Below are 22797 nucleotides of genomic sequence, written 5' to 3' on the forward strand. Positions count from 1 at the left end.
TCGCTCGACATGCGTAGCGTGCGTAGCCATGGACACGCTGATCTTCGGTGGTCTGCTGATCACCCTGGTGTTGATCTACCGCGACAGTGTTCGCCGCGCCGTGCTGGCCGCATGGTTCATCACCTTCGCGCTGTGCCTGCTGCTGCTGAAGCTGCACATCACGAGCGGTCTCGGCCTCGGATTGACCTGGTGAGCACCATGACCGAGACGGTGGCCGAGGAGAAGTCCGGCCCGCTCGGTTCGCTGCAATATCTGCTGGCCGTGATCTTCGTAGTCGGCTGGTCGGCGGTGATCTGTGGCGGGTTCGCCGTGCAGTTCCTCGACTGGGAGTACCCGTGCCCGCTGTGCATGCTCCAGCGGATGTTCATGGTGCTGGCCGCGCTCGGCGGTGCGTTCATCGTGCGCAAGGGTATGAACGGCGTCATCGTGGCGCGCGACTACGCGGTCGGCTGGGGTCTGGCGGTAATCGGCTGCGTCGGTGGCGGTTTCACCGCGTGGCGGCAGACGATGTTGCATATTCTGCCGGGCGATCCGGGTTACGGCGGCGCCGTCCTCGGCCTGCATCTGTATGTGTGGGCGCTGGTTCTCTACATCGCCGCGATCGCCACCATCGGTGTGGTGACGACCTTTTCGTACCCGACCGCGGCCACGGTCATCCCGCCGTCACTCGCCTCGGTCGGCAAATTGGCGCTGTGGTTCTGCGGTCTGGTGATCGCGGCGAACCTGGTGGTCGTCTTCGGCCTCGAGGGTTTGCACTGGAAGCTGCCCGACGATCCCGCGTGCTACCGATTGTTCTACGACCTCGGCATCCTCGACGGCGGGTGCGTACTACCGCCGGCCGAACAGCACGCTCCCACCGAATAGAAACGGTGGGAGCGTGGTGATCTCGATCGATGTCTCAGCGGAAGAGGGCGGTGAGGTCGACGGTGGCTGCCATGGCGGCGGCGCCCGCGTCGTTGAGGTGCATGCCGTCGCCGCTGTCGAACTCGGGCTTGATGTAGTCGGGGCGCTGGGGGTCGGCCACGGCACGATCGACGTCGAAGATCGAGTCGAAAACATCAGTGGTGCGCAGCCATTCGTTGACGGCGTGGCGGGTCGGCTGGGTTTCCAGCAGCGGCATGCCGGGGAAGACGCAACCGGCGTACGGGCCGATGGTGGCCGCGTGGATACGCAGTCCGGCGGAGTGGGCGCGTTCGGCGAGGTCGAGGAAACCGGCGATCAATTCTTCGGTGGTCGCGGAGGGCTGTCCCCCCATCGCGCCGAGGATGAGGTCGTTGATGCCGAAATTGATCAGGATGTCGGTGACACCGGGGACCTGCAACGCGTCGGAATCGAAACGGCGCAGACCGGATTCGCCGATTTCCTCCGCGGTGAGGCGATTGCCGGCGATGCCGTTGTTCACCACCCACCCCTTGGTGAGGCGGGCGTTGAGCACGTCGACCGAGCGGCGATTGGCGCTCAGTGTGGTACCGACGCCCTCGAACCACGAGTCGCCGAACGCGACGGCGACCGGCGTCTGATCGGTGACCAGCACGTCGATTCCGGTGAAGAAGAATCGGAACGGAACCTCTTGCGCACCACTGAGTTCCACGTCGGAGGTGTGGTCGCCGGAGACGATGTAGGCGATCTCGCCGGGTTGGTGGGAGTAGGTGGCCAGGCCGGTCGAAGTCGCGACGTACAGGCTGAGCAGCAGGTCTTCGCCCGCCGCGACCGGCAGGTCGATCGGATCGCTCACGAGGTCGGCGCCCGCGGCGATGGTGACCTCCGCCGCACCGCCGAAGGTGATCTCTCGATCCGCGATGATCGCCGATCCGGTCTTGCGTTGTGCGATGCGTGCGGCCCCGATCCGCAGTGGTGCGAGACCGTAGCGGTTGGTCAACCGCACGCGTATCGCGTCGCCGCCACCGGTCATGTGCACGACGTGGCGCACGGTTTCGTCACCGAACTCCCGTGATTCGGCGAGCTTGATCTGCTCGGTCGCGTCGATGACGCCGGTCCGGAAGCCCGCGATCCACGTGTTGCGCTGCATGATCTCTCCAATATTTGCTGTGCGGAATAATGCCTACGCATAGGTTTACTCGTAGGTATTCCTCGTGTCAACTATCCGCATGGCAGGTATCGGCTAAGCTGGTGTTATGTCCGTGCACGAACTCTTCGACGACCCCCGCTTCACCATCTCCGGCTTGCTCTTCGAGGCGCACAACGGCCTGATCGCCAAGCTCGAGCCGACCTGGAAAGCGCACGGTCTCTCCGGCCTCGACCTCAATGCCCTGCTGAGACTGAGTCGCTCTCCGGGTTGCCGCCTGCGGATGTCAGATCTCGCCGCCCAAACCGAGCTCTCGACCAGCGGCGTCACCCGTCTGGTCGACCGATTGGCCACCGCGGGACTGGTCGAACGTCAACTCGACCCGACCGACCGCCGCAGCGCCTACGCGGCCTTGACCGATGCGGGCATCCGCCGCCTGGAGGAGGTTCTTCCCGATTACCTCGACGCCCTCGAACAATGGCTCACCGGTCAGCTGACGCCCACGCAACTCGACGGCTTGATCACCGGCCTGCGCGTGATCCGGGATGCCACGAACCCGGCGGCCACCGCCGTGTCCGACCGGTCTTGAGGCTGGTCACGCGGTGAGCAGGATCGCTGACCGGAGTAGCCGTCAACGCGCGGAAGTGGTTTCGAGGTCGAATCGGATTCCCGAGCGCAGGGCCGCTGTGGCGGACATCCCGAACATGCGGTGGAAGGTTTCGCTGAAGTGGGAGGGTGTGGCGAACCCCGCGTCCGTCGCGGATCGGGTCAGATCGTGGCCGCCGGCGACAGCGCTCATCGCGTGGATGACGCGGGCCCACTGCTGGTAGCGGCGGAAAGTCGTCCCGTACTGCTGGACGAACAAGCGAAGAAAGTGTGATGTGGACAGGCCCAGGTTCGCGGCGATCGGTTCGGCCCGGAACGCGTGATCCGGGTGCTGTCGGATCGCGGCCGCCACGCGCTCGATGCGGGGATCGATGTCGCAGGGGGGACCGGCGACAGCAAGCGCTGAGATTCGCCCGGGGTCGGGGTCCGGTAGGCGGCATTGTTCGACCAGCTCGCGCTCGCGAAGATGGTCGAGTCCGTACGGCCCTTCGGTGGTCGCCATCTGTCCTTCGATGGCTGAGGCAGGCGACCACAGGAGCAAGATCCACTTGCCGAGGGTGTTCACCCGATGCACCGCGCGAGCAGGGGCGTACGCGCTTCGCGTGCGAATCTCACCGTGAGTGGCGGTCTCGAGGACGAACGGCCCGTCGAGCCCGACACTGAGTACCGCGACCGACGTGGAATGCAGGTCGACGCCGAGTTCGGGCCCGATATACCCGGCATGGCCAGGCCGGATCCAGACCACCGGCGACCGCGCCGGACCACACGATTTCGAAAGCGCACCGTCCGTCACCCCTGCCAGAGTATCGGCGCGCCCGCACCGGATGGGCGCCGGTGAAAGCAGGCGGGTCGGCTTCAGGGGAGTGAATGGTATCGGTGGTGATACGGTGCCGACCCGCCTGCAAACCATTCGTTGTCGGCGTCGGGATGGATTGGCACCTGCGCTCTGGATAGCGAAGTCCCGCACCGTAACTCGCAGGGAGCGTCGCCTCAGGCTCGTATGTCGCTCCGATCGAGTGAGCTCGGCACACCACGGGCCCGGTGAGTACCGGACCCGCGGTGAGAGGTAGGTCAGGGTAGGGGAACCCAGGCGCCGAAGAACCAGAAGCCGTGTTGCGGCGCGTCGTTCTCGTGATGCTCGGGCTGTTGCTGCGGTCGGTGCTCTCGGCCCTGGCCCTGCTCGGGCCGCTGCTGATCATGGCCCCCCGGATCCGCGCTCGCCATTCCCGCAGTAGCGCCGATCACCCCGAGAGCGAGAGTGCCCGCCATCGCGGTCTTGGCCAGTGTCGATTTCATCCTCATGCGCGTTCCTCCTGATCTTCGATCTCACTGCCGAGATCATCGGCCGGCCGAAGTGCTCGGCCGATAGCTGAATCTTCGCGGCGCAAGTGTCGAGCACGGTGGGACGCAGCTGGGAGTCCGCTGTGTATCGGATCCGGAGTCCGCGCTCGAGCACAGACCCCGGCGCCGACCCTCGATGGAGCCGACGTTGTTACAGTGCACCAGCCGTGGTGTTCGGGAAACCGGTGTAGAACCGGTGCGGCCCTCGCCACTGTGATCGGGAGTTGTGAATCGATCCGGACGACGTATGTCGTCCGGAGCCACTGGGGCACCTGCCCTGGGAAGGTGGATTCACCGCGCACTATCCCGTCAGCCAGGAGACCGGCCACGGCTACGCAGTACCCCATTCCACGAGGACCTGGAAGGCCGTCTCTTGACCCGCTCTGTTTTCGCGCGCCTACGTTCCGGCGCGTTGCTCGCCTGCACGATCGTTGTCACCGGTTGCGGTGTGCAACCCATCTCCGACGCGGGCGGTGCAGCTGTTGTCACCCGCGTGAACTGTGGGATCGACATCGCCGTCGATGGCCCACCGCAGCGGATCTACGCGGCATATCAGCCGTCGATCGAGATCGCGCACGCGCTCGGTGTCACCGATCGGCTGGTGGGGACCGCATTCCTGGACTCCGCCGTGCTTCCGGAATACGCCGACGCGCAGGCGCGCGCACCGTACGTCGAGAAGCTGCCGAGCCGCGACGAACTGCTCGCCCAGCGACCCGACTTCGTCATGTCGGGTTTCAACGGGGTGTTCGCCTCGTCGGCGCAGAACAGCGTCGGCACCAGGGCGAGCCTGCACGAGTTGGGGGTGCGCACCTGGGTGCTGAGTCCACTGTGCCCGAGCGCCGACGGACTCGCCGATGAAGCGATCGACCCCGACACCGTGCGCTTCGATAACGTATACGCCGACCTGCGCGACCTCGGTGCCCTGTGGGGCACCCCCGAGCGCGCCGAAGAGGTTGTCACGCAGCTGAGTTCGCGCATCGACGCGGTCCGCGCGAAGGTCGGTAACGCCGTGAAGCCGCGGGTCGCGGTCGTCACCCCCAAAGACGACGGCTCCTACACTGTGGCGGGCGGCATCGACTTCGTCACCCAGATCATCGAGGCCGCCGGTGGAGTGAACGCCTTCGCCGATCTCACCGTGAAGCGCAACGTGCCCGTCGGCGCGGAAGAGCTCATCGCCCGTGACCCCGACATCATCCTGACCAGCCTGTGCTGCAAGGCGACCTACACGCGCGCCGACGGTCAGCCCCAGGTCGACAAGATCGTCGGAAACCCGGCGTTCGCGAATCTGGCGGCCGTACGGAACGCGACCGTGCACCCGTTCCTGTTCGCCGACCGTGCGGCAGGCGTGCGGATCGCGCACGCGACCGAACTGGTCGCGGCATTGATCCATCCCGAGCTGTTCCGGCGGTGACACGCACCGCTCGCGGCACCGGCCTGATCCTGGCCGGCGCCGCGCTGGCGGCTGCCTGCGTCGCGTCCGTCCTGATCGGTTCACACCCGCTCACCCTCGACCAGGCAGTGGTGGCGTTCACCGATTTCCAGGGGACCGACACCGACCGGGTCGTGCGCTACATCAGGCTGCCGAGAACTGTCGCGGGCCTGCTCGCGGGTGTTGCGTTGGCGCTGGCGGGCGCGGTGATGCAGGGGCTCACCCGCAACCCACTGGCCGGGCCGGGCCTGCTCGGCATCAACGCGGGTGCGTCGCTGGCGATCGTGATCGCGATGGGTACGTTCGGCCTCACGGCGACTGGCGGATTCATCTGGTTCGGCTTCCTCGGCGCCGCGGTCGCCGCCGCGTTCGTCTACACGCTGGGATCGTTGGGGTTCGGTGGCGCGACCCCGGTGAAACTGGCGCTCGCGGGCGCCGCCTGCACCGCACTGTGTGGGTCGATCACCACGGCGATCACCCTGCTCGACCGGACCCTGTTCGACAACTTCCGATTCTGGGTGGTCGGCTCGTTGGCTCGCGCGGACATCGAATCCGTGTGGGGTACAGCACCGTTCATCGCAGTCGGGTTGTTGCTGGCGGTAGTGGTGGCACGGCCGTTGAACGCCGTCGCCATCGGTGACGACATGGCGCGCACGCTCGGCACCCGACTCGCCGCGACGCGCGCGACCGGTGCGTTGAGCGTGGTGCTGCTCGCAGGCTCGGCGGTGGCCATCGCCGGGCCGATCGCCTTCATCGGCTTGGTGATCCCGCACATCGCCCGATTCTTCGCCGGACACGACTACCGGTGGATTCTGCTCTGGTGTGCGCTGCTGGGTCCGACGTTGCTGTTGGTGGCCGACATTCTCGGACGGATGCTGGTGCGGCCACAGGAAATCCAGGTCGGCATCATCACCGCCTTCGCAGGTTCGCCGTTCTTTCTCTATCTCGTGCGCAATCGAAAGGTGGCCACACTGTGACGCTCACCGAGCGCGGCATGCTGCCCAGCGGCACGCTGTTGCTGCGAACACCCGCCCGGCGCATCGTCTTTCGCGTCGGGAAACGGTCCGCGGTCCTGACCGTGCTGATCACGGCGGGCGCGTTGACGGTGGCGGCGTGGTCACTCACGATCGGCTATTACCCGCTCACGGTCGCTGACGTGATGCGGGTCCTCGGTGGAGGTGGCACGCTCATCGAGTACGACGTGGTGGTGGCCGACCGGTTGCCGCGTGTGCTCACCGGGCTGTGTGTCGGCGCGGCCTTCGCGATATCGGGGGCGATCCTGCAACGGATCGCGACCAATCCACTGGTGAGCCCCGAGATCATCGGGATCAACGCGGGCGCCTCACTTGGCGCGTTGGTGGTGAGCGTGTTGCTCGGTGGCGCCGGGCTCGGGCTGGTCGGCGGGGCGGTGATCGGCGCCGGAGTGGCCATGGCGCTGATCGTGGCCGTGGCCACCAAGGACGGACTCGACGGCTATCGACTCGTGCTCGTCGGTATCGGCGTCACGGCGATGCTGTCCTCGGCCATCGCGTTCATTCTGACCATCGCCGACAACTACCAGGCGCATACGGCCGCGATGTGGCTCACCGGCAGCTTGGCCAACCGCGATTGGAGCCACGTCGGGTTCGCCGCGGCGGCGCTGGTGGTGGTCGTGCCGCCGCTGCTCGTTCTCGCTCGCTCGTTGCCGCTGCTGGAAATGGGTGACGAGCTGGCGAATTCGCTGGCTGGGCGGCGCGGCCCGCATCGCATCACGCTCATCGTCGTCGCGGCCGCCGCCGCGACCCTCGCGACGGCCGCGGCCGGGCCGATCAGTTTCGTCGCCTTGGTGGCGCCGCAGATCGCGCGACGGCTGCTGGCCGAACGCGGTGCCGGGCTCGCGCCCGCGGCTGCCACCGGGGCGTTGCTGGTGGTCGCCGCCGACCTGGCCGCCCGGCGGCTGTTCCCGGCGGAACTACCTGTCGGGGTGGTGACCGCCGTCCTCGGCGCTCCCGTTCTCGTCTACCTCCTCGCTCGTGCAACCCGGATCGGACACGCTGGATGACCGCACACCTGACCACCGAGGGACTCACGCTCGGCTACGGCGACACCGCGATCGTCACCGACGCCACCGTCAACTTCCCGACCGGTGCGATCACTGTCATCGTCGGCCGCAACGGCTGCGGCAAATCGACTCTGCTGCGTGGCCTGGCCCGGCTGATCGCGCCGACGGCGGGCGCGGTCCTGCTCGACGGCGCCGATATCGCACCGCAGCCCGCGCGCGCTGTCGCCCGTCGGCTCGGCATGTTGCCGCAACAACCCGTCGCCCCCGACAGCATCACCGTGGGTGAGCTCGTCGGCCGTGGCCGTCATCCGCACCAACGCTGGTTTCGTCAGTGGTCGGCGCAGGACGGCGAGGCCGTGCGAAAAGCGCTGGTGGCCACCGACACTCTCGAGCTGATCGACCGATCGGTGGATCAACTCTCGGGCGGTCAGAAGCAACGGGTGTGGATCGCGCTCGCGTTGGCGCAGGACCCCGAGGTGATGCTGCTCGACGAACCGACGACCTTTCTCGACCTGGCACACCAACTCGACGTGCTCGACGTCCTGCGAAATCTGTTGCCGCGCACAATCATCGTTGTCCTGCACGACCTCAACCTCGCCGCCCGCTACGCCGACCATCTCGTCGCCGTGCAGGACGGCCGCGTGGTCGCGCAAGGTTCGCCCGCCGAGATCGTGCGTCCCGAGCTGGTGTCGGAAGTATTCGGCATCGACTGCACGGTGATCGAGGACCCGATGACGGGCACACCGCTGGTGATTCCGGCCCCGCGAACGGTGCGCACCACATGACCCGCCGGTACATCCTCATCGCCCGGCCGACTCCGTCGGGCATCGATCTCCCGTCCGTCGAGGCTCTGGCCGAGGCCTGCGGAGTCGGCTACGCGCTACTCGACCAAGAAGAGCCGACCATCCACACCGCACTGGATACCGCCGCCCGCGACGAATCGCCGGTGACGCTGATCCCGCTCGCCGTGCCACGCGACCGCTATCTCGAGACCTGGATCGCGCGGGCGGTGGCGAACTGGAAGGAAACCCGCGCGAGCGAACTCGACGTGCGAATCACCGACGGCATCGACACCGCCGCCGGATTCGCCGATGTGGTGCGTTCCAGGATGTCCGAGGACGGCGCACCGGTGACGGCGAGTCCGCGGGCCTTCCGCAGCCCGGCCTGGTCCGAGATCCCCGACCACACCTCGCACATCCTGGTCTGTCGAGGCCCCCGCTGCACCGTGTACGGCGCGGGCGACCTGCACCGGACTCTGCGCCGCGACCACCCCGACGCCCTGATCACCCCGACCGGCTGCCTAAACCCGTGCAATCTGGGCCCGCTCTACATCACGTACCCGGACGGCGAATGGCACACCAACGGCGTGCGCGGGGGTGACGCCATCAGTGCCGCACGCGATAGCCTGACCGAATGATCGAGGATGAGCCGACCACGATCCACCCCGACCGGGCTGCGCGGCAGCCTGCCCTCGCATGCTGATCGAGAAGCAGCGCTGGGCCGGGATCCGCAGCGGGGCGGTGACGGTGCTCTTTCGCCGGTGGCGTCATCGGCAGGCCACCGAGGGCAAGGTCTACCGCACCGGTGCGGGGCGTATCGCCGTCGACCAGCTGTCGACGGTCACCGCCGATCAGATCAGTATCGAGGACGCGCGCGCCGCCGGATATGACGCACCCGCCGATGTGGTCGCCGATCTCAGAGGTGCCGAGCAGGACCCGATCTATCTGCTCCGGATCCGCTGTCTCACCGACGAAGATCCGCGCGACGCGCTGGCCGCCGACGACCGGATCGACGATGCCGCGGCGTTGGCCGCCCGCCTCGCACGCATGGACCGGACCGATGCCGAGGGCCCGTGGACCCACGACACGCTCCGAATCATCCAGCGGCGCCCCGCGACCCGGGCTCCCGATCTGGCCGAGGAACTCGGACGTGACCCGCACCGCTTCAAACTCAACGTGCGCAAGCTGAAGAACCTCGGCCTGACCATCAGCCTGGGCACCGGCTACCGGATCTCACCCCGCGGGGCCGCCTTGCTGGCGGCCCTGGAATCGGCGCAGACCGGGGAGTGAGATGTCATCGTCCGAAGCGTTCGGCGACCATCTCCTCGGACAACCCGTAATCGGCAAGGGAGTACTGGTGCGTGGGTTTGCGCGCGCCGGTGCGGCTTTCGTGGTCGAGGGCGGTGATGGCTGTTCTGGCCTCGGCGGTGAAAGCAGTTCCGGTTCGGGTGTAGATGCGGTCGACGACGCCGAGGGGATCGGTGCGCAGGTCGTCGAAGTCGACGTCGATGAAGGTGGCCTCGGGGTGGCGGGTGCGGGCGGCGGTGAATTCCGCGAGGCCGCGTGCCCACAGGTCGAGTTGGGTGCGGCCGATGGTGTCGCCGGTGAAGACCGTGGACCAGCCTCGGGTGGCGTGTTCGTTGAGGCTGCAGACCGAGGGGATGATGGTGGCGGGGTCGCGGTGGGTTTGGATGACGATGGCGTCGGGGTAGGTCGCCAGGAGGGCATCCAGGCAGAACAGGTGGCTGGGGTTCTTGAGGACCCAGCGGCGGGTGTCGTTCATGCCGATCAGTTGCAGGTTGCGACGGTGGCGTGCGTAGGCGGGCGTCCAGTCCTGACCGGACAGCCATTGCGCGTAGCCCGGTACGTAGGCCAGACATTCATAGGAGTGCGACATGCCCGACTGGCGCAGTAGCTGCCAGCATTCCTCCACGTCGGAGGCGCTCATGTAGTGCAGACCCATGAACTCGGGGTTCTGCACCTGATGCTGTCGCAGACCCGCGTCGATCTGCTGGTAGGCGGGATTGTCGTCCCAGGTCTCACGCGGTGGCCGCGGCTGCGGGAAGTCGGTCAGCCACATCTCGAGCCCCTGGTTGGCCGGATCGGCGGCCAGTAGCCGGTGCAGTGCGGTGGTGCCGGTCCGGGGAAGGCCGGTGACGAAAATCGGCCGAGTGACCGGTGTTTCGACATAGCCGGGATTCGCCGCCCACGCCGCTTCGCTCAGCGCACGGGCGACCAGCGTGCCGCGCAGGAAGAAGCGCGACATCTTGGAGCCGAGCTCGGTGAGCCCGGCCTCGTCGCGATACGAGTCGAGCAGAACCTGCATCGCCTCGGTGTAGTCGTCGGTCCCGAAATCGGTGAGACCGGTGAGTTTGGTGGCCGAGGCGTGCAGGTCGGCCACGGTGCCGACGTCGGTGCGCACAGTCATCTTCTACAAGCTCCTAGTTGTGGTATTCGCCGCAGTTGACGTCGAGGGTCTGACCGGTGATCGCCGACGACCAGTCGGACGCGAGAAACACCACGGCACGGGCGATTTCTTCGGGCTCGGGCAGCCGCTTCAGATCGGATTTCGACGCGGTCTGCTCGTAGACCTGCTCGACGGTGATGCCGTACTTCTCGGCGACCTGACCGAAATACCACTTCAGCTGATCGGTCCAGATGTAGCCGGGCAGCACGCTGTTGACCCGCACGCCCTTGCCGCCGAGTTCGGTGGCCAAGGTCTGCGACATGGCGAGCAGCGCGGCCTTGGTGAGTTTGTAACTGCCGTACCGAGGTTCGGAATGACGCACGACCATCGAATTGATCATCACCACAGCACCTTTGGCCTCGGCGAGAGCGGGCGCGAACGCCTGCGTCATCCGCAGGCCGCCGAGCACCGTCATATCGAGGCTCGACCGGATGTGGTCGAAATCGGTGCGGTCGAGTGGCTTCATCGACGGCACCGAGAACGCGTTGTTCACGAGCGCGTCGACCCGGCCGAAGGTTTCGACCGTGCGCGCCACGAGATTCTGGACCGCGGCCTCGTCGGTGATATCGGTGGGCACGCTGAGCGTGGCGCCGCCTGCGGCCTCGATCTCGGCGGCCACCTCGTGCAATCGAGATTCGGTGCGCGCCGCGAGCACGACCGTCGCGCCCGCCGTGGCCGCTTCCAGACAGATCGACCGCCCGAGCCCGGGGCCGACCCCGGAGACCACGACGACTTTCCCGTCCAACAGTGCCCCGCTCATCCCAGCATCCTTTCGGCGAATGCCCGCTGCCGGGCGCTGATCCGGTCACGCCACCCCGCGGCGTCGATCCGGTTGTTCTCGAAGTACGGAAGGTGTTGCGCGACCTCTTCGATCGGCACCACAGAGACCGTCGGCCCGTCTGCCTCGGTCATCGGCCGATCGGTGCGCTGCCACCGGAACTGCAGGATGCCTCGGGTCCGGCCGGTCGTCTCGATCCAGTTCGCGATGCCCGGATCCCGCTTGCTCACCACCATCCGGATCAGGCCATCCGAATCCACCTGGGCCTGAGCGTGATTGAGGCTGGTCTGGTGGTTGACGTAGTCCAGCGAGATGTACCAGAGGCTGCCCAGCTGGAAACCCTGATACGGCGCATCGGATTTCGGGACAGTGATCACCAGCGCCTGATCGTCGGCGAGATCGAAATGCCCCACCGAGGAGTACTGGGTGCTCAGGCCACCGGGCGTGAGCCGTGGCGCGGTGAGGGTGTTCACCGGCAGATCGAGATAGAACCACTTCGGGAAGTTGAACCAGGTGTGCACCCGGGTGAGCAGCATCTTCGCCGCCGCGCCGTACCGTTTGCGGATCCGCGCCAGGTCCGGTTCGACCGGTGCGGTGCCGATGGTGTCGACCCGCTCGATCCGGATCGAACCCTTGCGCTCGGACCAGTCGCTGTAGACCTCACGCACGGCCAGCATGGACGCGCCTTCCCCGAGCGGGAAGTAGTCCGGACCCGCATCGGGTCTCGCGGGCCCGAAGCGCAGGGAGAAGCTGCCGTCGGCGGCGATCGGAATGCGCCGATCATCGAACGCGTCGGCACCGCCGGGCACATCGGTCGCGGTGTAGTCACCTTTGAGCACCTGGAAACTCAGGTCGACGGTGCTGCCGCGCACCCCGCTCACCACGTACTCGGCGGTCGGCTCGATATTGGCGTGGTAGTAGAGGGTGTCCGGGTTGTCCAGGCCCATTTTGGCGTACGGGCCGGTCGAGGACACGAAGTAGGGATGCGACGTCCCGTGCGCGCCCGAAAGCCGCAGGCACGCGGCGACACTGGCGGCGAGATAGTCGTAACCCTCGGCGAGGTCCTGATCACTGCGGACGAATTCCGCTCCGGCGATGAGTTCTTCGGCCTTGGCCACCGCGGCGAGGAACGGCGCGGTGAGCGGTTCCGGTGGCGCGCTGCTACCGGATTCGGTGGCGGTACTGGAGTGGGTCAACGGTCTGCGATTCCTAGCTCTCGGAGGATATGGGCGGCGATCTCGGCAGGTGAGCCGAGATCGGGAGTGATGACCAGGTCAGCATGGTCGGGTCGTTCGTAGGGGGAGCCGATTCCGGTGAAGCCGGGCAGCTCGCCCGCACGGGCCTTCGCGTAGAGGCCCTTTGAGTCGCGGCGCTCGCACACCGAGAGCGGGGTGTCGACGAAGACTTCGTGGAACGGCAGTTCGCGGTCGGCGTGGACGGTCCGTGCGGCGGTGCGCTGTGCGGCGAACGGGCTGATCACCGACACGATCGCCACCGCACCCGAATCGGCGAACAGCGCGGCGACTTCGGCGACCCGGCGCACGTTCTCGTCCCGGTCGGCGGGGGAGAAGCCGAGGCCGGCGTTGAGACCGTGCCGCAGGTTGTCGCCGTCGAGCAGGTAGGCGGGACGTCCGGCCGCGACCAGCTGCCGCTCCAGCTCTACGGCCAGCGTGGACTTCCCCGATCCGGAGAGGCCGGTCAGCCAGATTGTCGCCCCCGCATGCCCACGTTCTGAGCGACTCACCGCAGACCGATGCCAGACCACCGCAGGGGCCGCGCGGTCACTGTCGCCGGTCGCGTAACGATCGTGGTCGATCCCGGACTCGCGGCCGGTCACCATCCCGGCGGCGACCGTCTGATCGGTCACCGGATCGATCAGGATGAAGCTGCCCGTGCGCCGATTCTCCCGATACGGATCCGACAGCAGCGGCTGACGGCTGCGCAACCGGATGCGCGCGATGTCGTTGAGCGAGAGCGTGGTGACGTCCTCGATCCGGTGCAGGGTGTTCACGTCGAGGCGATAGTCGATGGCCGTGACCTGCGCGGACGAGGTCTGCGCGGCGGTGCGCACCAAGTACTGGGCACCCTCGCGCAACGCGGAACTCTCCGAGAACCAGCACACCATCGCGTCCAATTCGGTGCCGATGTGCGGACGGTTGCCCGGCCGGGCGAGCAGATCGCCGCGGCCGACGTCGATGTCGTCATCGAGGGTGACCGACACAGCCATTCCGGTGAACGCCTCATCGACCTTGCTGCCGCCCGGCCCCCAGATCTGCCTGACATGGGTCGACCGACCCGCGGGCAGTACCACCACTTCGTCGCCGGGCTTGAAGATGCCGCCCGCGATGGTGCCCGCGTAACTGCGGTGGTCGAGTCCCTCCTGCGCCCGGATGACGTACTGGATCGGCAGCCGGGCATCGATGAGGTTGCGGTCCGAGGCGATGTGCACGTCCTCGAGGTGGCGCAGCAACGGCGGCCCCGGATACCACTCCATGTGCTCGGAACCGTCGACGACGTTGTCGCCGAGCAGCGCCGAAACGGGCACGAAGCTCAGATCGCCCACCGTCAGTTTGGCGGCGAACGCGGCGAATTCGGTGCGGATCTCCTCGAAACGCTCCTGCGACCAGTCGACCAGGTCCATCTTGTTCACGCACACCACCAGGTGCGGCACGCCGAGCAGCGTCGCGAGGAACGCGTGCCTGCGGGTCTGCTCGGAAACACCGGTGCGCGCGTCGACCAGGATCAGCGCGAGGTCCGCGGTGGACGCGCCGGTCACCATGTTGCGGGTGTACTGGACGTGCCCCGGGGTATCGGCGATGACGAATTTGCGTCGCGGCGTCGTCACGTAGCGGTAGGCGACGTCGATGGTGATGCCCTGCTCGCGTTCGGCCCGCAGACCATCGGTGACCAGCGCGAGATCCGCCGCTGCGCCGCCACGTTCGGTGCTGACTCGTTCGATGGCGGCGAGTTGATCGTCGAACAGGGACTTGGAGTCGTAGAGCAGCCGGCCGATGAGGGTGGACTTGCCGTCGTCGACGCTGCCCGCGGTCGCCAGTCGTAACAGGTTGCGGCGCATCAGAAATAGCCCTCTCGCTTGCGGTCTTCCATGCCGGTCTCGGAGATCCGGTCGTCGGCCCTGGTGGCGCCGCGCTCGGTGAGCCGGGTGGCGGCGGTCTCGGCGATCACCTTCGCCGGGGTGTCGGCGGTGCTCTCGACGCACCCGGTGCAGGTGGCGTCGCCGACCGTGCGGAAACGGACGGTCGCTTCGAAGGTGCGTTCGCCGGGAGCCGGGGTGATGAATCGTGTTGCCGACAGCAGCATTCCGTCGCGTTCGATGACCTGCCGCCGGTGCGCGTAGTACAACGACGGCAGCTCGACGGCCTCGCGATCGATGTACTCCCAGATGTCGAGCTCGGTCCAGTTCGACAGCGGGAACACCCGGATGTGTTCGCCGGGCTGATGGCGGCCGTTGTAGAGGTTCCACACCTCGGGTCGCTGTGCTCGCGGGTCCCATTCGCCGAAACTGTTGCGGAAGCTGAACACTCGCTCCTTGGCGCGGGCCTTCTCCTCGTCACGGCGCGCGCCGCCGAACGCCGCGTCGAACCGGTGCTCACCGATCGCGCGCAGCAAGGTGGTTGTCTGCAACGGGTTGCGAGTGCCGCCGGGGCGTTCTACGGCGCGGCCCGCGTCGATGTCTTCCTGGACCCGGGCGATCTCGAGGCGTGCCCCGGTGTGCTCGGCGGTGCGGTCGCGGAACTCGATCACCTCGTCGAAGTTGTGGCCGGTGTCCACGTGCAGCAGCGGAAACGGCAACGGCGCGGGCCAGAACGCCCGCCGTGCCAGGTGCAGCAGCACGGCGGAGTCCTTGCCGCCGGAGAAGAGCAGGGCCGGTCGCGCGAGAGTGGCCGCGACCTCCCGGAAGATGTGCACCGACTCGGCCTCCAAGGCCGCCAGATGCGATAACTCGTACCCCGCCTGCACTGTTCACCCACTTCGTTCGCGCATTCCGCCGGGAGGATTTCCCCGACGGATTGCAATGTCGAATATTCGACGCTATTGTTCGGTATTGTGACACCGACGATAAGCCGGGCCGAGGGCGCCGGTCAAGAGGTGACCCCGGATTCGATGGGCGATGCCGAGATTCCCGGCGCTGCGTCGCCGCCGACGCAGCGCGTGGTGAAGGTGCTCGAGCTGCTGTCACGGCGGGCAACCGAACGACTGTCCCTGGCCCGCATCGTGCGGGAAACGGGGCTCTCTCGTGCCACCGCGCACGCTGTGCTCACCCAGCTCACCGCCGATGGCTGGACGGTGCGCGACGATGACGGCTGCTACGGCATCGGCTTGCGGCTACTGACGGTGGCCAGGCGCGCCGAAACGGCATTTCCGCTGCGCCGCACCGCGGTTCCGCATTTGCAAGCGCTGTCCGAGCAGGCCGGCGTGCCGGTATTCCTCGCCGAACGCGCCGGGGACAGCATCGTGGTCACCGAAGTCGTCGGTCATCCGTCGGCGGGCTGGATCCGCCCCGGTCGTCGGCTCCCGCTCGCACCCCCCGTCTGCCGCGAATTCGTCGCCTGGGCAGCGGAACCCGTCAGGCAGGCGTGGCTCGCCACCGCCGACCCGGCCCACCGTGACCGCCTCGCCCGCGTACTGGCCGAGATCCGCACCCGCGGCTACTCCGTGGAACGGCTGGTCGACGATTCGACACCGATGCTGGAAGTGCTGGCAGGCCTGCGTGATTCACCGATCACCGCCGCCTTGCGCGCCCAGCTCGGGTCCGTGATCACCGAACTGATCACCATCGACTACCTGCCAGACGAGCTCGGCCCCGAAAACGCGGTGGTCACCCTCGCCGCCCCCATCCGTGATCACCATGGCGCGGTGGTGGCCGCGGTCGTCAGCTGCCCCGATACCCAGCTGTCGGCGCGGGCACTGAGCGAGCTCGGCACGGCGACGGTCGCGGCCGCGGACAGCATCACCGCCGGCGTACCGGGGGCATAGGTCAGGCGGTCCGCTCGGATTCCGGTACCGCGGTCACGAACCGCAACCCGGCGAACCCACTGGTGAGGATCTTGCCCGTCGGGCCCTTCGGCAGTTCGTCGACGAACGCGAACAGGTGCGGCACCTTGTAGGCCGAGAGCCGCTGCTTGGCCCACGCGCGCAAGGACACGGCGTTCAGCGTGGAGCCGGGTGCGGTGACCACCGCGGCACCGACCTCCTCGCCGTACCGTTCGTCGGGCAGCCCGATCACGGCGACCTCGACGATGTCGGGATGCTGGTACAGCACTTCTTCCACCTCACGCGGGTAGACGTTGTAGCCACCCCGGATGATGAGATCCTTGGCCCGTCCGACGATGTAGACGTAGCCGTCGGCATCGCAGCAGGCCAGGTCCCCGGTCTTCAGCCACCCGTCTACCAGCTCGCTCGCCGTGGCGTCGTCGCTGTTCCAGTACCCCTTCATCACGCTGGGACCCCGAACGTAGAGCTCACCCGCGACACCCTGGGGAACGAGTTCGCCACGCAGGTCACGGATCTCGATCGACGTGCCAGGCAGCGCACTGCCCACCGATCCGACCCGCTGTTCGCGCCCGAGCGGGTTGTAGGTGGCCGCCCCGGACGACTCGGTCAGCCCGTACCCTTCCAGAATCGTGCACCCGAACCGTTCGGAGAACGCCTGTATCACCTGGGCGGGAAGGGACGCGCCCCCCGATGCGGCCAGCCGGAGATGGGTGAAGTCGGCGGGGCCGATGTCGATCGCGGTGTGCAGCATGGCATTCCACATCGTCGGAACACCCGACACCATGGTCAGCCGATGATCGCGGATCATCTCGATCATCGCCCTCGGCTCGAACGGTGTGAGCAGTGAGAACGACGCCCCCGAATGCAACGCCGTGACGAGCCCGACCGCCAGCCCGAAGACGTGGAACAGCGGTAGCCCGGTGCCCATCCGCTCGTCGGGACCCATCCGTAGCTGTTCGATGAAGATGCGGGCCGTCTCCACGAGATTGGCGACAGTGAGCTCGACGCCCTTGGGCTTACCGGTGGTGCCCGAGGTGTAGAGCAGGACGGCCGTGTCGTCGATCAGGCGATCCGCGGGTTCGATCCGTTCGCCGTGGATTCCGGCGAACGCGTCGGCTTCCAGGATCACCAGCGTTCGCCCACGCTGTTCGACGGCCTGTTCGGCGGATTCACGGGTGGCGTGCCACGCGATCGCGACCATGGCGCCGGAATCATCGAGGATGTGGCCGATTTCGGGTGCCGTGGCCATGGTGTTCACCGGTACAGTGATCGCCCCGATCAGCTGGGTGCCGAGGAAGGCGATGGCGAATTCGGGAACGGTCGGCGCCACCAGCACGACCCGGTCGCCTGCCGCCACGCCGAGCTGTCGCAGTGCGGCGGCGAAAGCCGCACTGCGACAGTCCAGATCGCGATAACTCATCGTGTGATCGGGCGAGCGCAGCGCGATGGCGTCGGGCCGGAGCGCTACGTTGTCCCGGAACCGTTCAGTGACATTGGGCATCGGGTCGCTCCTCGCTATCGGGCGGTCGCGGCGGCTGTCCGCGGCACGGTGACGGTTTCCGGCAGTGCCAAGGCGCAGCCGAGCGTGCACAGCGCCATCACCGCCAGGTATGCCGATACCGAGGCGGTCGAGCCGGTCGACGCCAGCAGCGCGGTCATCAGGAACGGCGTGCCACCGCTGACCAGGATCGCCGCCAGCTGGTAGGCCGCGGTGATACCCGAGTAGCGGATGCGCGGTTCGAACAGCTCGCCGAGATAGGCTGCGAGCGGCCCGTACACGAGGCCGGATCCGATGCCGGCGCCGATCGTGTTGGCGATCAGGATGGCAGCCAGGGAGCCGGTGTTGATCAGCCAGAAATAGGGAAACGCCCACACCGCCATGATCGCCGCGCCGGTCAGCATGAGCGGGCGTCGACCGATGCGATCCGATAGTGCGCCGGCGAAGAAGATCACCGGTACCCCGAGCGCTGAGCCGAGCAACGTCACCGTGAGCACATCGGTGCGAGCAAGGCCGAGCTCGCGCACACCGTAGTCGAGAACGCCCGCGACGCTGACGTAGAAGATGGCGTTGCTACCGAACAGCAGACCCGAGCCGAGCAGCACCTTCTTCCAATGCTGCTGCAGCACTTCGAGGATGGGCGCGCGGCTGGCGGTGGTGGCCGGCTCGGCCGCGCGCTCCTGGAGTGCGCGGAACTCGGGCGAATCCTCGATCCGCATCTGAATGAACAACACGACCGGGAACAGCACCGCGCTGGCAAGGAACGGCACCCGCCAACCCCACGACACGAAGTCGGCACCCTGCACGAGTTCCCCGACCAGCAGGAACGCGCCGGTGCCGAGCAGCAGTCCGAACGGCACGCCCATCTGACCGAAGGTGCCCGCGCGGCCCCGCTGATCGGGCTTGCTGGTTTCGGTGAGCAGCAAGGTGACACCACCCCACTGGCCACCGACCGCGAGACCCTGCAGGAACCGCAAGGTCACCAACAGGATCGGGGCTGCGACGCCGATCGTCGCCGCGCTGGGCAGCAGACCGATCGCGCACGTCGAGGTGGCAACCAGGATCAGGCAGATCACCAGCGCGGGTTTGCGGCCGGTCTTGTCGCCGAGGTGGGCGAAGACGACGCCGCCGAGTGGGCGGGCGAGGAAGCCTGCCCAGAATGTGCTGAACGAGAGCAGGGTCCCCATCAGGGGCGAGGAGTCCGGGAAGAACACCTTGCCGAACACCAGGGCGGCTGCGGTGCCGTAGATGAAGAAGTCGTACCACTCGATCGAGCTGCCCAGCAGGCCCGCGGCCATCAGGCGGCGCAGTTTTCGCTGATCGGGGGCAGTGGGGACCGGATTCGGAGTCAAAGAAATCTCCCGGGAGAAGGTCGGCGAACCGATGTGATCGTGATCACTTATCGGCGTGAGCAGACGGTACTTGAATCTGGCGTCACATTCAAGTGAATGCGGCGATTGCCCGGGCGGGCACGGTCGCGCTGCTAGGCTTCACCAGGTCAGGGGAGTAGTTGCGACGAGTGGTGAAGTGAGACGGTGGGCGTCGGAGACGGTGTGGGCGAGCAGGTTGGCAAACCTGCCCCGAAGAGCACGCGCGGCGTGCGGACCAGGGCTGCCCTGATCACCGCGGCGCGGGAGGTCTTCGAGCACGACGGGTTTCTCGATGCGCGGATCAGTGATATCTCCAAGACCGCGGGCGTCGCGTCGGGGTCGTTCTACACCTACTTCGACAGCAAGGAAGAAGTCTTCGCCGAGGTGGTGCGGCAATTGCGTGAGGAGATGCTCCATCCGCACGTCCGCGAGCGCGTCGGGGTCGATGATCCGCGGGAGTTGATCGCCGCGGCCAACCTCGAATACCTGCGCACCTATCGTCGCAATGCCCGGCTGATGGGCGTGCTCGAGCAGGTGTCGCAGGTGGACGAGAACTTCCGGCTACTGCGCTTCGAACGCGGTGCCGCACTGCTCGATCGCAATGCGGCGATGATCGCCGACTTGCAGCGGCGTGGACTGGTCGACGCCGACCTCGATGCGAGGGCGACCGCACTCTCGCTCTCGGCGATGGTCAGCCGGACGGCCTATCTGGTCTTCGTCGGCGACGAGAAAATCGACTTCGAGGTGCTTGTCGAGACGTTGAACCAGTTGTGGTTCAACGCACTCCAATTGCGCGACGCCGACTGAGGCGCTACGTCAGTACCCGGCCGCGCCTGCGATCTCGTCGGCCAATTCGACCAGGCCGTTCACCACCTCGGCTGTCGGAGTCCCCGCCGCGGCGCGGTTACGCGGATCGTCGATCGTGCGCCGCAACACCCCTTCGGCGATGACCGCCAGTTTCCACAGTCCCAGCGCATGCCAGTACGACAACGCTCGACGATCGCGTCCGGTGATGCCCAGGTACTCGTCGATCAGCTCGTCACGGCTCGGGAAGCCGGGCAGGGTGCTCATGCCGAGGTCGCCGATGGTCGGCTCGCCCGGCGCGGGCCAGTAGGTCAGCAGGCATCCGAGGTCTGCCAGCGGTTCGCCGAGAGTGCACAGCTCCCAGTCCAATACGGCCGCCACCTCGCCCGATTCCGGCGAGGTGATGACATTGCGCAGGTTGTAGTCCCCGTGCACCAGCGTCAGCTCGGTCTGGGCAGGCGCGCTCGCGAGCAGTCGGTCGGCCAGTTGCTCGACCAGCGGAAATTCGCGGGTTTTGGACGTCTGCCATTGGGCGGTCCACCGCTTGACCTGACGCGGAGCATACGGTTTGTGACTGGCAAGGTCGATCAGGCCGGTGGCCGCCAGGTCGACGGCATGAACGCGAGTCAGTGTGCGCGCCAAGGAGATTCCCGCGCTGTGGCGCTGCTCGGTCGTGAGCAGATCGGCATTCGAGGTGCGGTCGAGCACGATGCCGTCGACGTGTTCCATCAACACCAGCGCCGCGTCGTCATCGTGGCGCACATCGATGATCCGGGGTACCGGCACATCGGTCGGCGCGAGCGCGGTGAGAATCCGCGCCTCGCGCGCCACATCGTGGGCCGAGGCCAGCAAGCGGCCGAGCGGCGGTCGCCGCAGCACCCACCGCCTGCCCGCACTGTCGGCGACCTCGAAGGTCAGATTCGACTGCCCGACACCGACTCTGGTCGGCTGCACCGGGGGAGTACAGGCCTCGTTGCGCTCCGCGAGCCACGAACCGAAGGCGTCCTGTTCGATCGTGAACGTCTGATCGGCGGCGGCGCGCAGGATGGCGTTGTCGTCGTGCGTGTACATACGGCGACCATAATTGGCATTGACGTCAGATTCAATTGATTGACCGTCCGAGACCGGGCTGACCGGCGTCCGCCCCCGGTTTCGACTACTCGAAAACGGTGTTTCGCCATTACGCTGAGCGGGTGGATCTGTCCGGATACGACCCGCTCGACGGTCGGGGGCGGATGGCGAGGAAGGACTCCCGACGTGGCAAACGACAGTGATCGGTGGTGGGAGGCGCCCGGAATGTCAGGCCCCACCCCTGACCCCGCCGCACAACCTCTCGCCGATCCCACCATCCTGCGGTCGCCCAGCAATCCGGCCGAACCGTCGGCCGCCCGACCGCAAGACGGCCCGCAACCGGGCGTGAATCAGCTTGGCAGTGGGCAACATCCGGTTGCACCGCCGACTGTGTTCGGGCAGTCTTTCGGGCAACCCGGAACTGGTGAGCAGCCGCAGTGGCAGCAACCCGGAACTGGTGAGCAGCCGCAGTGGCAGCAGCCCGGAACGGGACAACCCGGCAGCGGCCAGCATCCGTACGCGCCGCCGACAGTGGTCGGGCAGCCGTGGACCGGGCAGCAGCCATATGGGCAGCAATCCGGGATGGGCCAAGATCCGTATGCACCGCAACCTGGGCAGCCGTACGCATCCCAGCCGATGACAGGCCAACAGCCGTACGGACAGCAGTTCGGGACGGGCCAGCAGCCGTTCGCCCAGCAGCCGGGGTACGGGCAACAGCCCTACGGTTACGCTCCTGCGCCACAGCAGTATTCGCCACCGCCGCGTCGCGGTGGCGGCTCGGGCGGGATCATCGCGGTGGTGTCCGTGATCGTAGTGCTGGCGATCGGAGTAGCAGTCGCGGTCGCCTTCGCCGCCCGTTCCTCCGACGAGTCCACGACGTCGGCGGGTTCGACCACCACCACGAAGGCGGGACCACTGTCGGGCACGAGTACCGCGCCCCTGGCCCCTGGCTCGAAAGGCGTGCTGATCCCGACCTATCGCGTCGCCTACGACGTGCCGTCGGCCTGGACCATCCACTCCGACTCCGACCCCATGTCGTTCACCACCGCGAACGGCTCGGTGGACGGTCGCGGTCAGGCCACCGAGGGAGCCGACTACTGCCCCGGCTCGGTCTACCGCGCCATGGCCGCAGTCACCTCGAGCACCGAAACCGATCTCGCTGCCGCCGCCAAGAGCGTCGCGAAAATTTCCGCGGCAGGCGGGTATTCGGACCCGACCGGCGGAAAGATCAGCACGCCTTCATCGATGAAGACCCAGAGCGGTGTCAGCGGCCAATTCGTGGAGACCTCGGGCGCGTGGACCCCGCAGATCCCGGGGTGCACGGCGAACGCCTACTCCGTGTACACCTTCGGATTCCGCAACGCCGCCAACACCACCCTCGTACTGACCATCCTCGTCGACCGCGGCACCACCGGCGAACTCACCGCCGATCAGGCGAAGAAGATGATCGACAGCCTTCGCCTGGTCTAGCGCCGCCGGCACCACCGCGCTCGTGGTCGTGGGGGGGGGGCGGGCGCGCCGGGGGGGGGGGCGCGCCGCGGGGCCCGCCAGGCCGCCGCGCGGGGGAGGGA

At 67.2% G+C, this 22797-nt stretch carries 24 protein-coding genes and 1 riboswitch; of the genes, 13 read left to right on the forward strand and 11 right to left on the reverse strand.

What is annotated here, in order from left to right:
- The first annotated feature begins 28 nt into the window (after positions 1 to 28).
- Together ACFWPX_RS27130 and ACFWPX_RS27135 are read left to right on the forward strand one after the other, a co-directional pair.
- Positions 29 to 193 (forward strand): DUF5993 family protein, encoded by a 165-nt coding sequence (locus tag ACFWPX_RS27130; protein ID WP_378930186.1) that lies wholly within the window; start codon positions 29 to 31, stop codon positions 191 to 193.
- A 5-nt stretch (positions 194 to 198) separates the two neighbouring features.
- Positions 199 to 864: a disulfide bond formation protein B gene (locus ACFWPX_RS27135; RefSeq protein WP_378930326.1), complete on the forward strand. Its 666-nt coding sequence runs from the start codon at positions 199 to 201 to the stop codon at positions 862 to 864.
- A 34-nt stretch (positions 865 to 898) separates the two neighbouring features.
- Here ACFWPX_RS27135 and ACFWPX_RS27140 read toward each other — a convergent pair whose 3' ends face one another.
- Positions 899 to 2029, reverse strand: a complete 1131-nt coding sequence (locus tag ACFWPX_RS27140; RefSeq protein ID WP_378930188.1) for a GDSL-type esterase/lipase family protein — start codon at positions 2027 to 2029, stop codon at positions 899 to 901.
- 106 nt (positions 2030 to 2135) lie between these two features.
- Between ACFWPX_RS27140 and ACFWPX_RS27145 the strand changes: the two genes are divergently transcribed.
- Complete coding sequence (locus ACFWPX_RS27145; protein ID WP_378930190.1) at positions 2136 to 2615, forward strand: MarR family winged helix-turn-helix transcriptional regulator; 480 nt, start codon at positions 2136 to 2138, stop codon at positions 2613 to 2615.
- Positions 2616 to 2657: 42 nt separating this feature from the next.
- On the opposite strand, the gene ACFWPX_RS27150 is transcribed toward ACFWPX_RS27145, so the two are convergent.
- On the reverse strand, positions 2658 to 3425 hold the full coding sequence (locus ACFWPX_RS27150; protein WP_378930192.1) for a helix-turn-helix domain-containing protein: 768 nt from the start codon (positions 3423 to 3425) through the stop codon (positions 2658 to 2660).
- Between the two features lie 278 nt (positions 3426 to 3703).
- Positions 3704 to 3934 (reverse strand): hypothetical protein, encoded by a 231-nt coding sequence (locus tag ACFWPX_RS27155; protein ID WP_378930194.1) that lies wholly within the window; start codon positions 3932 to 3934, stop codon positions 3704 to 3706.
- Between the two features lie 190 nt (positions 3935 to 4124).
- Positions 4125 to 4318, forward strand: a riboswitch (cobalamin riboswitch).
- Positions 4319 to 4346: 28 nt separating this feature from the next.
- Here ACFWPX_RS27155 and ACFWPX_RS27160 point away from each other — a divergent pair.
- From ACFWPX_RS27160 to ACFWPX_RS27185, 6 genes are read left to right on the forward strand one after another with little or no spacing between them, the layout of a single operon-like run.
- On the forward strand, positions 4347 to 5384 hold the full coding sequence (locus ACFWPX_RS27160; protein ID WP_378930196.1) for an ABC transporter substrate-binding protein: 1038 nt from the start codon (positions 4347 to 4349) through the stop codon (positions 5382 to 5384).
- Positions 5381 to 6379, forward strand: a complete 999-nt coding sequence (locus tag ACFWPX_RS27165) for a FecCD family ABC transporter permease (protein WP_378930198.1) — start codon at positions 5381 to 5383, stop codon at positions 6377 to 6379. The genes ACFWPX_RS27160 and ACFWPX_RS27165 overlap by 4 nt, the downstream gene beginning before the upstream one ends.
- On the forward strand, positions 6376 to 7443 hold the full coding sequence (locus ACFWPX_RS27170) for a FecCD family ABC transporter permease (RefSeq protein ID WP_378930200.1): 1068 nt from the start codon (positions 6376 to 6378) through the stop codon (positions 7441 to 7443). Before ACFWPX_RS27165 ends, ACFWPX_RS27170 begins: the two co-directional genes overlap by 4 nt.
- Positions 7440 to 8228, forward strand: coding sequence for an ABC transporter ATP-binding protein (locus ACFWPX_RS27175; RefSeq protein ID WP_378930202.1), 789 nt, complete (start codon positions 7440 to 7442; stop codon positions 8226 to 8228). Before ACFWPX_RS27170 ends, ACFWPX_RS27175 begins: the two co-directional genes overlap by 4 nt.
- Positions 8225 to 8860 (forward strand): hypothetical protein, encoded by a 636-nt coding sequence (locus ACFWPX_RS27180; protein WP_378930204.1) that lies wholly within the window; start codon positions 8225 to 8227, stop codon positions 8858 to 8860. Before ACFWPX_RS27175 ends, ACFWPX_RS27180 begins: the two co-directional genes overlap by 4 nt.
- A gap of 58 nt (positions 8861 to 8918) precedes the next feature.
- Entirely contained in the window at positions 8919 to 9512 is a 594-nt protein-coding gene (locus ACFWPX_RS27185) for a hypothetical protein (RefSeq protein WP_378930206.1), read from the forward strand.
- A 4-nt stretch (positions 9513 to 9516) separates the two neighbouring features.
- On the opposite strand, the gene ACFWPX_RS27190 is transcribed toward ACFWPX_RS27185, so the two are convergent.
- Genes ACFWPX_RS27190 through cysD form a run of 5 tightly spaced genes read right to left on the reverse strand, consistent with a single transcriptional unit; the run spans position 9517 to position 15448 of the window.
- Positions 9517 to 10650, reverse strand: a complete 1134-nt coding sequence (locus ACFWPX_RS27190; RefSeq protein ID WP_378930208.1) for a sulfotransferase family protein — start codon at positions 10648 to 10650, stop codon at positions 9517 to 9519.
- A 13-nt stretch (positions 10651 to 10663) separates the two neighbouring features.
- Positions 10664 to 11449, reverse strand: a complete 786-nt coding sequence (locus ACFWPX_RS27195) for an SDR family oxidoreductase (protein ID WP_378930210.1) — start codon at positions 11447 to 11449, stop codon at positions 10664 to 10666.
- Entirely contained in the window at positions 11446 to 12663 is a 1218-nt protein-coding gene (locus ACFWPX_RS27200) for a hypothetical protein (RefSeq protein ID WP_378930212.1), read from the reverse strand. Before ACFWPX_RS27200 ends, ACFWPX_RS27195 begins: the two co-directional genes overlap by 4 nt.
- Positions 12660 to 14543 carry an adenylyl-sulfate kinase gene (cysC, locus tag ACFWPX_RS27205; RefSeq protein ID WP_378930214.1) on the reverse strand — a complete coding sequence of 628 codons (1884 nt, stop codon included), beginning with the start codon at positions 14541 to 14543 and terminating at the stop codon, positions 12660 to 12662. The genes ACFWPX_RS27200 and cysC overlap by 4 nt, the downstream gene beginning before the upstream one ends.
- A complete protein-coding gene (gene cysD / locus ACFWPX_RS27210) occupies positions 14543 to 15448 on the reverse strand; it encodes a sulfate adenylyltransferase subunit CysD (RefSeq protein WP_378930216.1) in 906 nt (301 codons plus the stop codon). The genes cysC and cysD overlap by 1 nt, the downstream gene beginning before the upstream one ends.
- A gap of 87 nt (positions 15449 to 15535) precedes the next feature.
- On the opposite strand from cysD, the gene ACFWPX_RS27215 reads away from it, so the two are divergent.
- Positions 15536 to 16465, forward strand: a complete 930-nt coding sequence (locus ACFWPX_RS27215) for an IclR family transcriptional regulator (protein ID WP_378930218.1) — start codon at positions 15536 to 15538, stop codon at positions 16463 to 16465.
- Between the two features lies 1 nt (position 16466).
- On the opposite strand, the gene ACFWPX_RS27220 is transcribed toward ACFWPX_RS27215, so the two are convergent.
- Entirely contained in the window at positions 16467 to 17984 is a 1518-nt protein-coding gene (locus tag ACFWPX_RS27220) for a long-chain fatty acid--CoA ligase (protein WP_378930220.1), read from the reverse strand.
- A gap of 14 nt (positions 17985 to 17998) precedes the next feature.
- On the reverse strand, positions 17999 to 19279 hold the full coding sequence (locus tag ACFWPX_RS27225) for an MFS transporter (protein ID WP_378930329.1): 1281 nt from the start codon (positions 19277 to 19279) through the stop codon (positions 17999 to 18001).
- Between the two features lie 255 nt (positions 19280 to 19534).
- Here ACFWPX_RS27225 and ACFWPX_RS27230 point away from each other — a divergent pair, with 255 nt between their 5' ends.
- Positions 19535 to 20158: a TetR/AcrR family transcriptional regulator gene (locus ACFWPX_RS27230; RefSeq protein ID WP_378930222.1), complete on the forward strand. Its 624-nt coding sequence runs from the start codon at positions 19535 to 19537 to the stop codon at positions 20156 to 20158.
- A 9-nt stretch (positions 20159 to 20167) separates the two neighbouring features.
- Here ACFWPX_RS27230 and ACFWPX_RS27235 read toward each other — a convergent pair whose 3' ends face one another.
- Positions 20168 to 21226, reverse strand: coding sequence for a phosphotransferase family protein (locus ACFWPX_RS27235; protein ID WP_378930224.1), 1059 nt, complete (start codon positions 21224 to 21226; stop codon positions 20168 to 20170).
- Between the two features lie 424 nt (positions 21227 to 21650).
- Between ACFWPX_RS27235 and ACFWPX_RS27240 the strand changes: the two genes are divergently transcribed.
- Together ACFWPX_RS27240 and ACFWPX_RS27245 are read left to right on the forward strand one after the other, a co-directional pair.
- Positions 21651 to 21866 (forward strand): hypothetical protein, encoded by a 216-nt coding sequence (locus ACFWPX_RS27240; protein ID WP_378930226.1) that lies wholly within the window; start codon positions 21651 to 21653, stop codon positions 21864 to 21866.
- Positions 21863 to 22696 carry a hypothetical protein gene (locus tag ACFWPX_RS27245; protein ID WP_378930228.1) on the forward strand — a complete coding sequence of 278 codons (834 nt, stop codon included), beginning with the start codon at positions 21863 to 21865 and terminating at the stop codon, positions 22694 to 22696. The genes ACFWPX_RS27240 and ACFWPX_RS27245 overlap by 4 nt, the downstream gene beginning before the upstream one ends.
- Positions 22697 to 22797: the final 101 nt, after the last annotated feature.

Source organism: Nocardia sp. NPDC058518, assembly GCF_042719655.1.
Lineage (GTDB): Bacteria > Actinomycetota > Actinomycetes > Mycobacteriales > Mycobacteriaceae > Nocardia.

Excerpts from the sequence above, each read along its gene's own strand:
- ACFWPX_RS27235 (WP_378930224.1), bottom strand. The coding sequence starts at position 21,226 with ATGTACACGCACGACGACAACGCCATCCTGCGCGCCGCCGCCGATCAG.
- ACFWPX_RS27145 (WP_378930190.1), top strand. The coding sequence starts at position 2,136 with ATGTCCGTGCACGAACTCTTCGACGACCCCCGCTTCACCATCTCCGGC.
- ACFWPX_RS27180 (WP_378930204.1), top strand. The coding sequence starts at position 8,225 with ATGACCCGCCGGTACATCCTCATCGCCCGGCCGACTCCGTCGGGCATC.
- cysC (WP_378930214.1), bottom strand. The coding sequence starts at position 14,543 with ATGCGCCGCAACCTGTTACGACTGGCGACCGCGGGCAGCGTCGACGAC.
- ACFWPX_RS27185 (WP_378930206.1), top strand. The coding sequence starts at position 8,919 with ATGCTGATCGAGAAGCAGCGCTGGGCCGGGATCCGCAGCGGGGCGGTG.
- ACFWPX_RS27195 (WP_378930210.1), bottom strand. The coding sequence starts at position 11,449 with ATGAGCGGGGCACTGTTGGACGGGAAAGTCGTCGTGGTCTCCGGGGTC.
- ACFWPX_RS27225 (WP_378930329.1), bottom strand. The coding sequence starts at position 19,279 with ATGGCCGCGGGCCTGCTGGGCAGCTCGATCGAGTGGTACGACTTCTTC.
- ACFWPX_RS27175 (WP_378930202.1), top strand. The coding sequence starts at position 7,440 with ATGACCGCACACCTGACCACCGAGGGACTCACGCTCGGCTACGGCGAC.
- ACFWPX_RS27135 (WP_378930326.1), top strand. The coding sequence starts at position 199 with ATGACCGAGACGGTGGCCGAGGAGAAGTCCGGCCCGCTCGGTTCGCTG.
- ACFWPX_RS27155 (WP_378930194.1), bottom strand. The coding sequence starts at position 3,934 with ATGAGGATGAAATCGACACTGGCCAAGACCGCGATGGCGGGCACTCTC.
- ACFWPX_RS27190 (WP_378930208.1), bottom strand. The coding sequence starts at position 10,650 with ATGACTGTGCGCACCGACGTCGGCACCGTGGCCGACCTGCACGCCTCG.
- ACFWPX_RS27245 (WP_378930228.1), top strand. The coding sequence starts at position 21,863 with ATGACAGGCCAACAGCCGTACGGACAGCAGTTCGGGACGGGCCAGCAG.
- ACFWPX_RS27220 (WP_378930220.1), bottom strand. The coding sequence starts at position 17,984 with ATGCCCAATGTCACTGAACGGTTCCGGGACAACGTAGCGCTCCGGCCC.
- ACFWPX_RS27140 (WP_378930188.1), bottom strand. The coding sequence starts at position 2,029 with ATGCAGCGCAACACGTGGATCGCGGGCTTCCGGACCGGCGTCATCGAC.
- ACFWPX_RS27130 (WP_378930186.1), top strand. The coding sequence starts at position 29 with ATGGACACGCTGATCTTCGGTGGTCTGCTGATCACCCTGGTGTTGATC.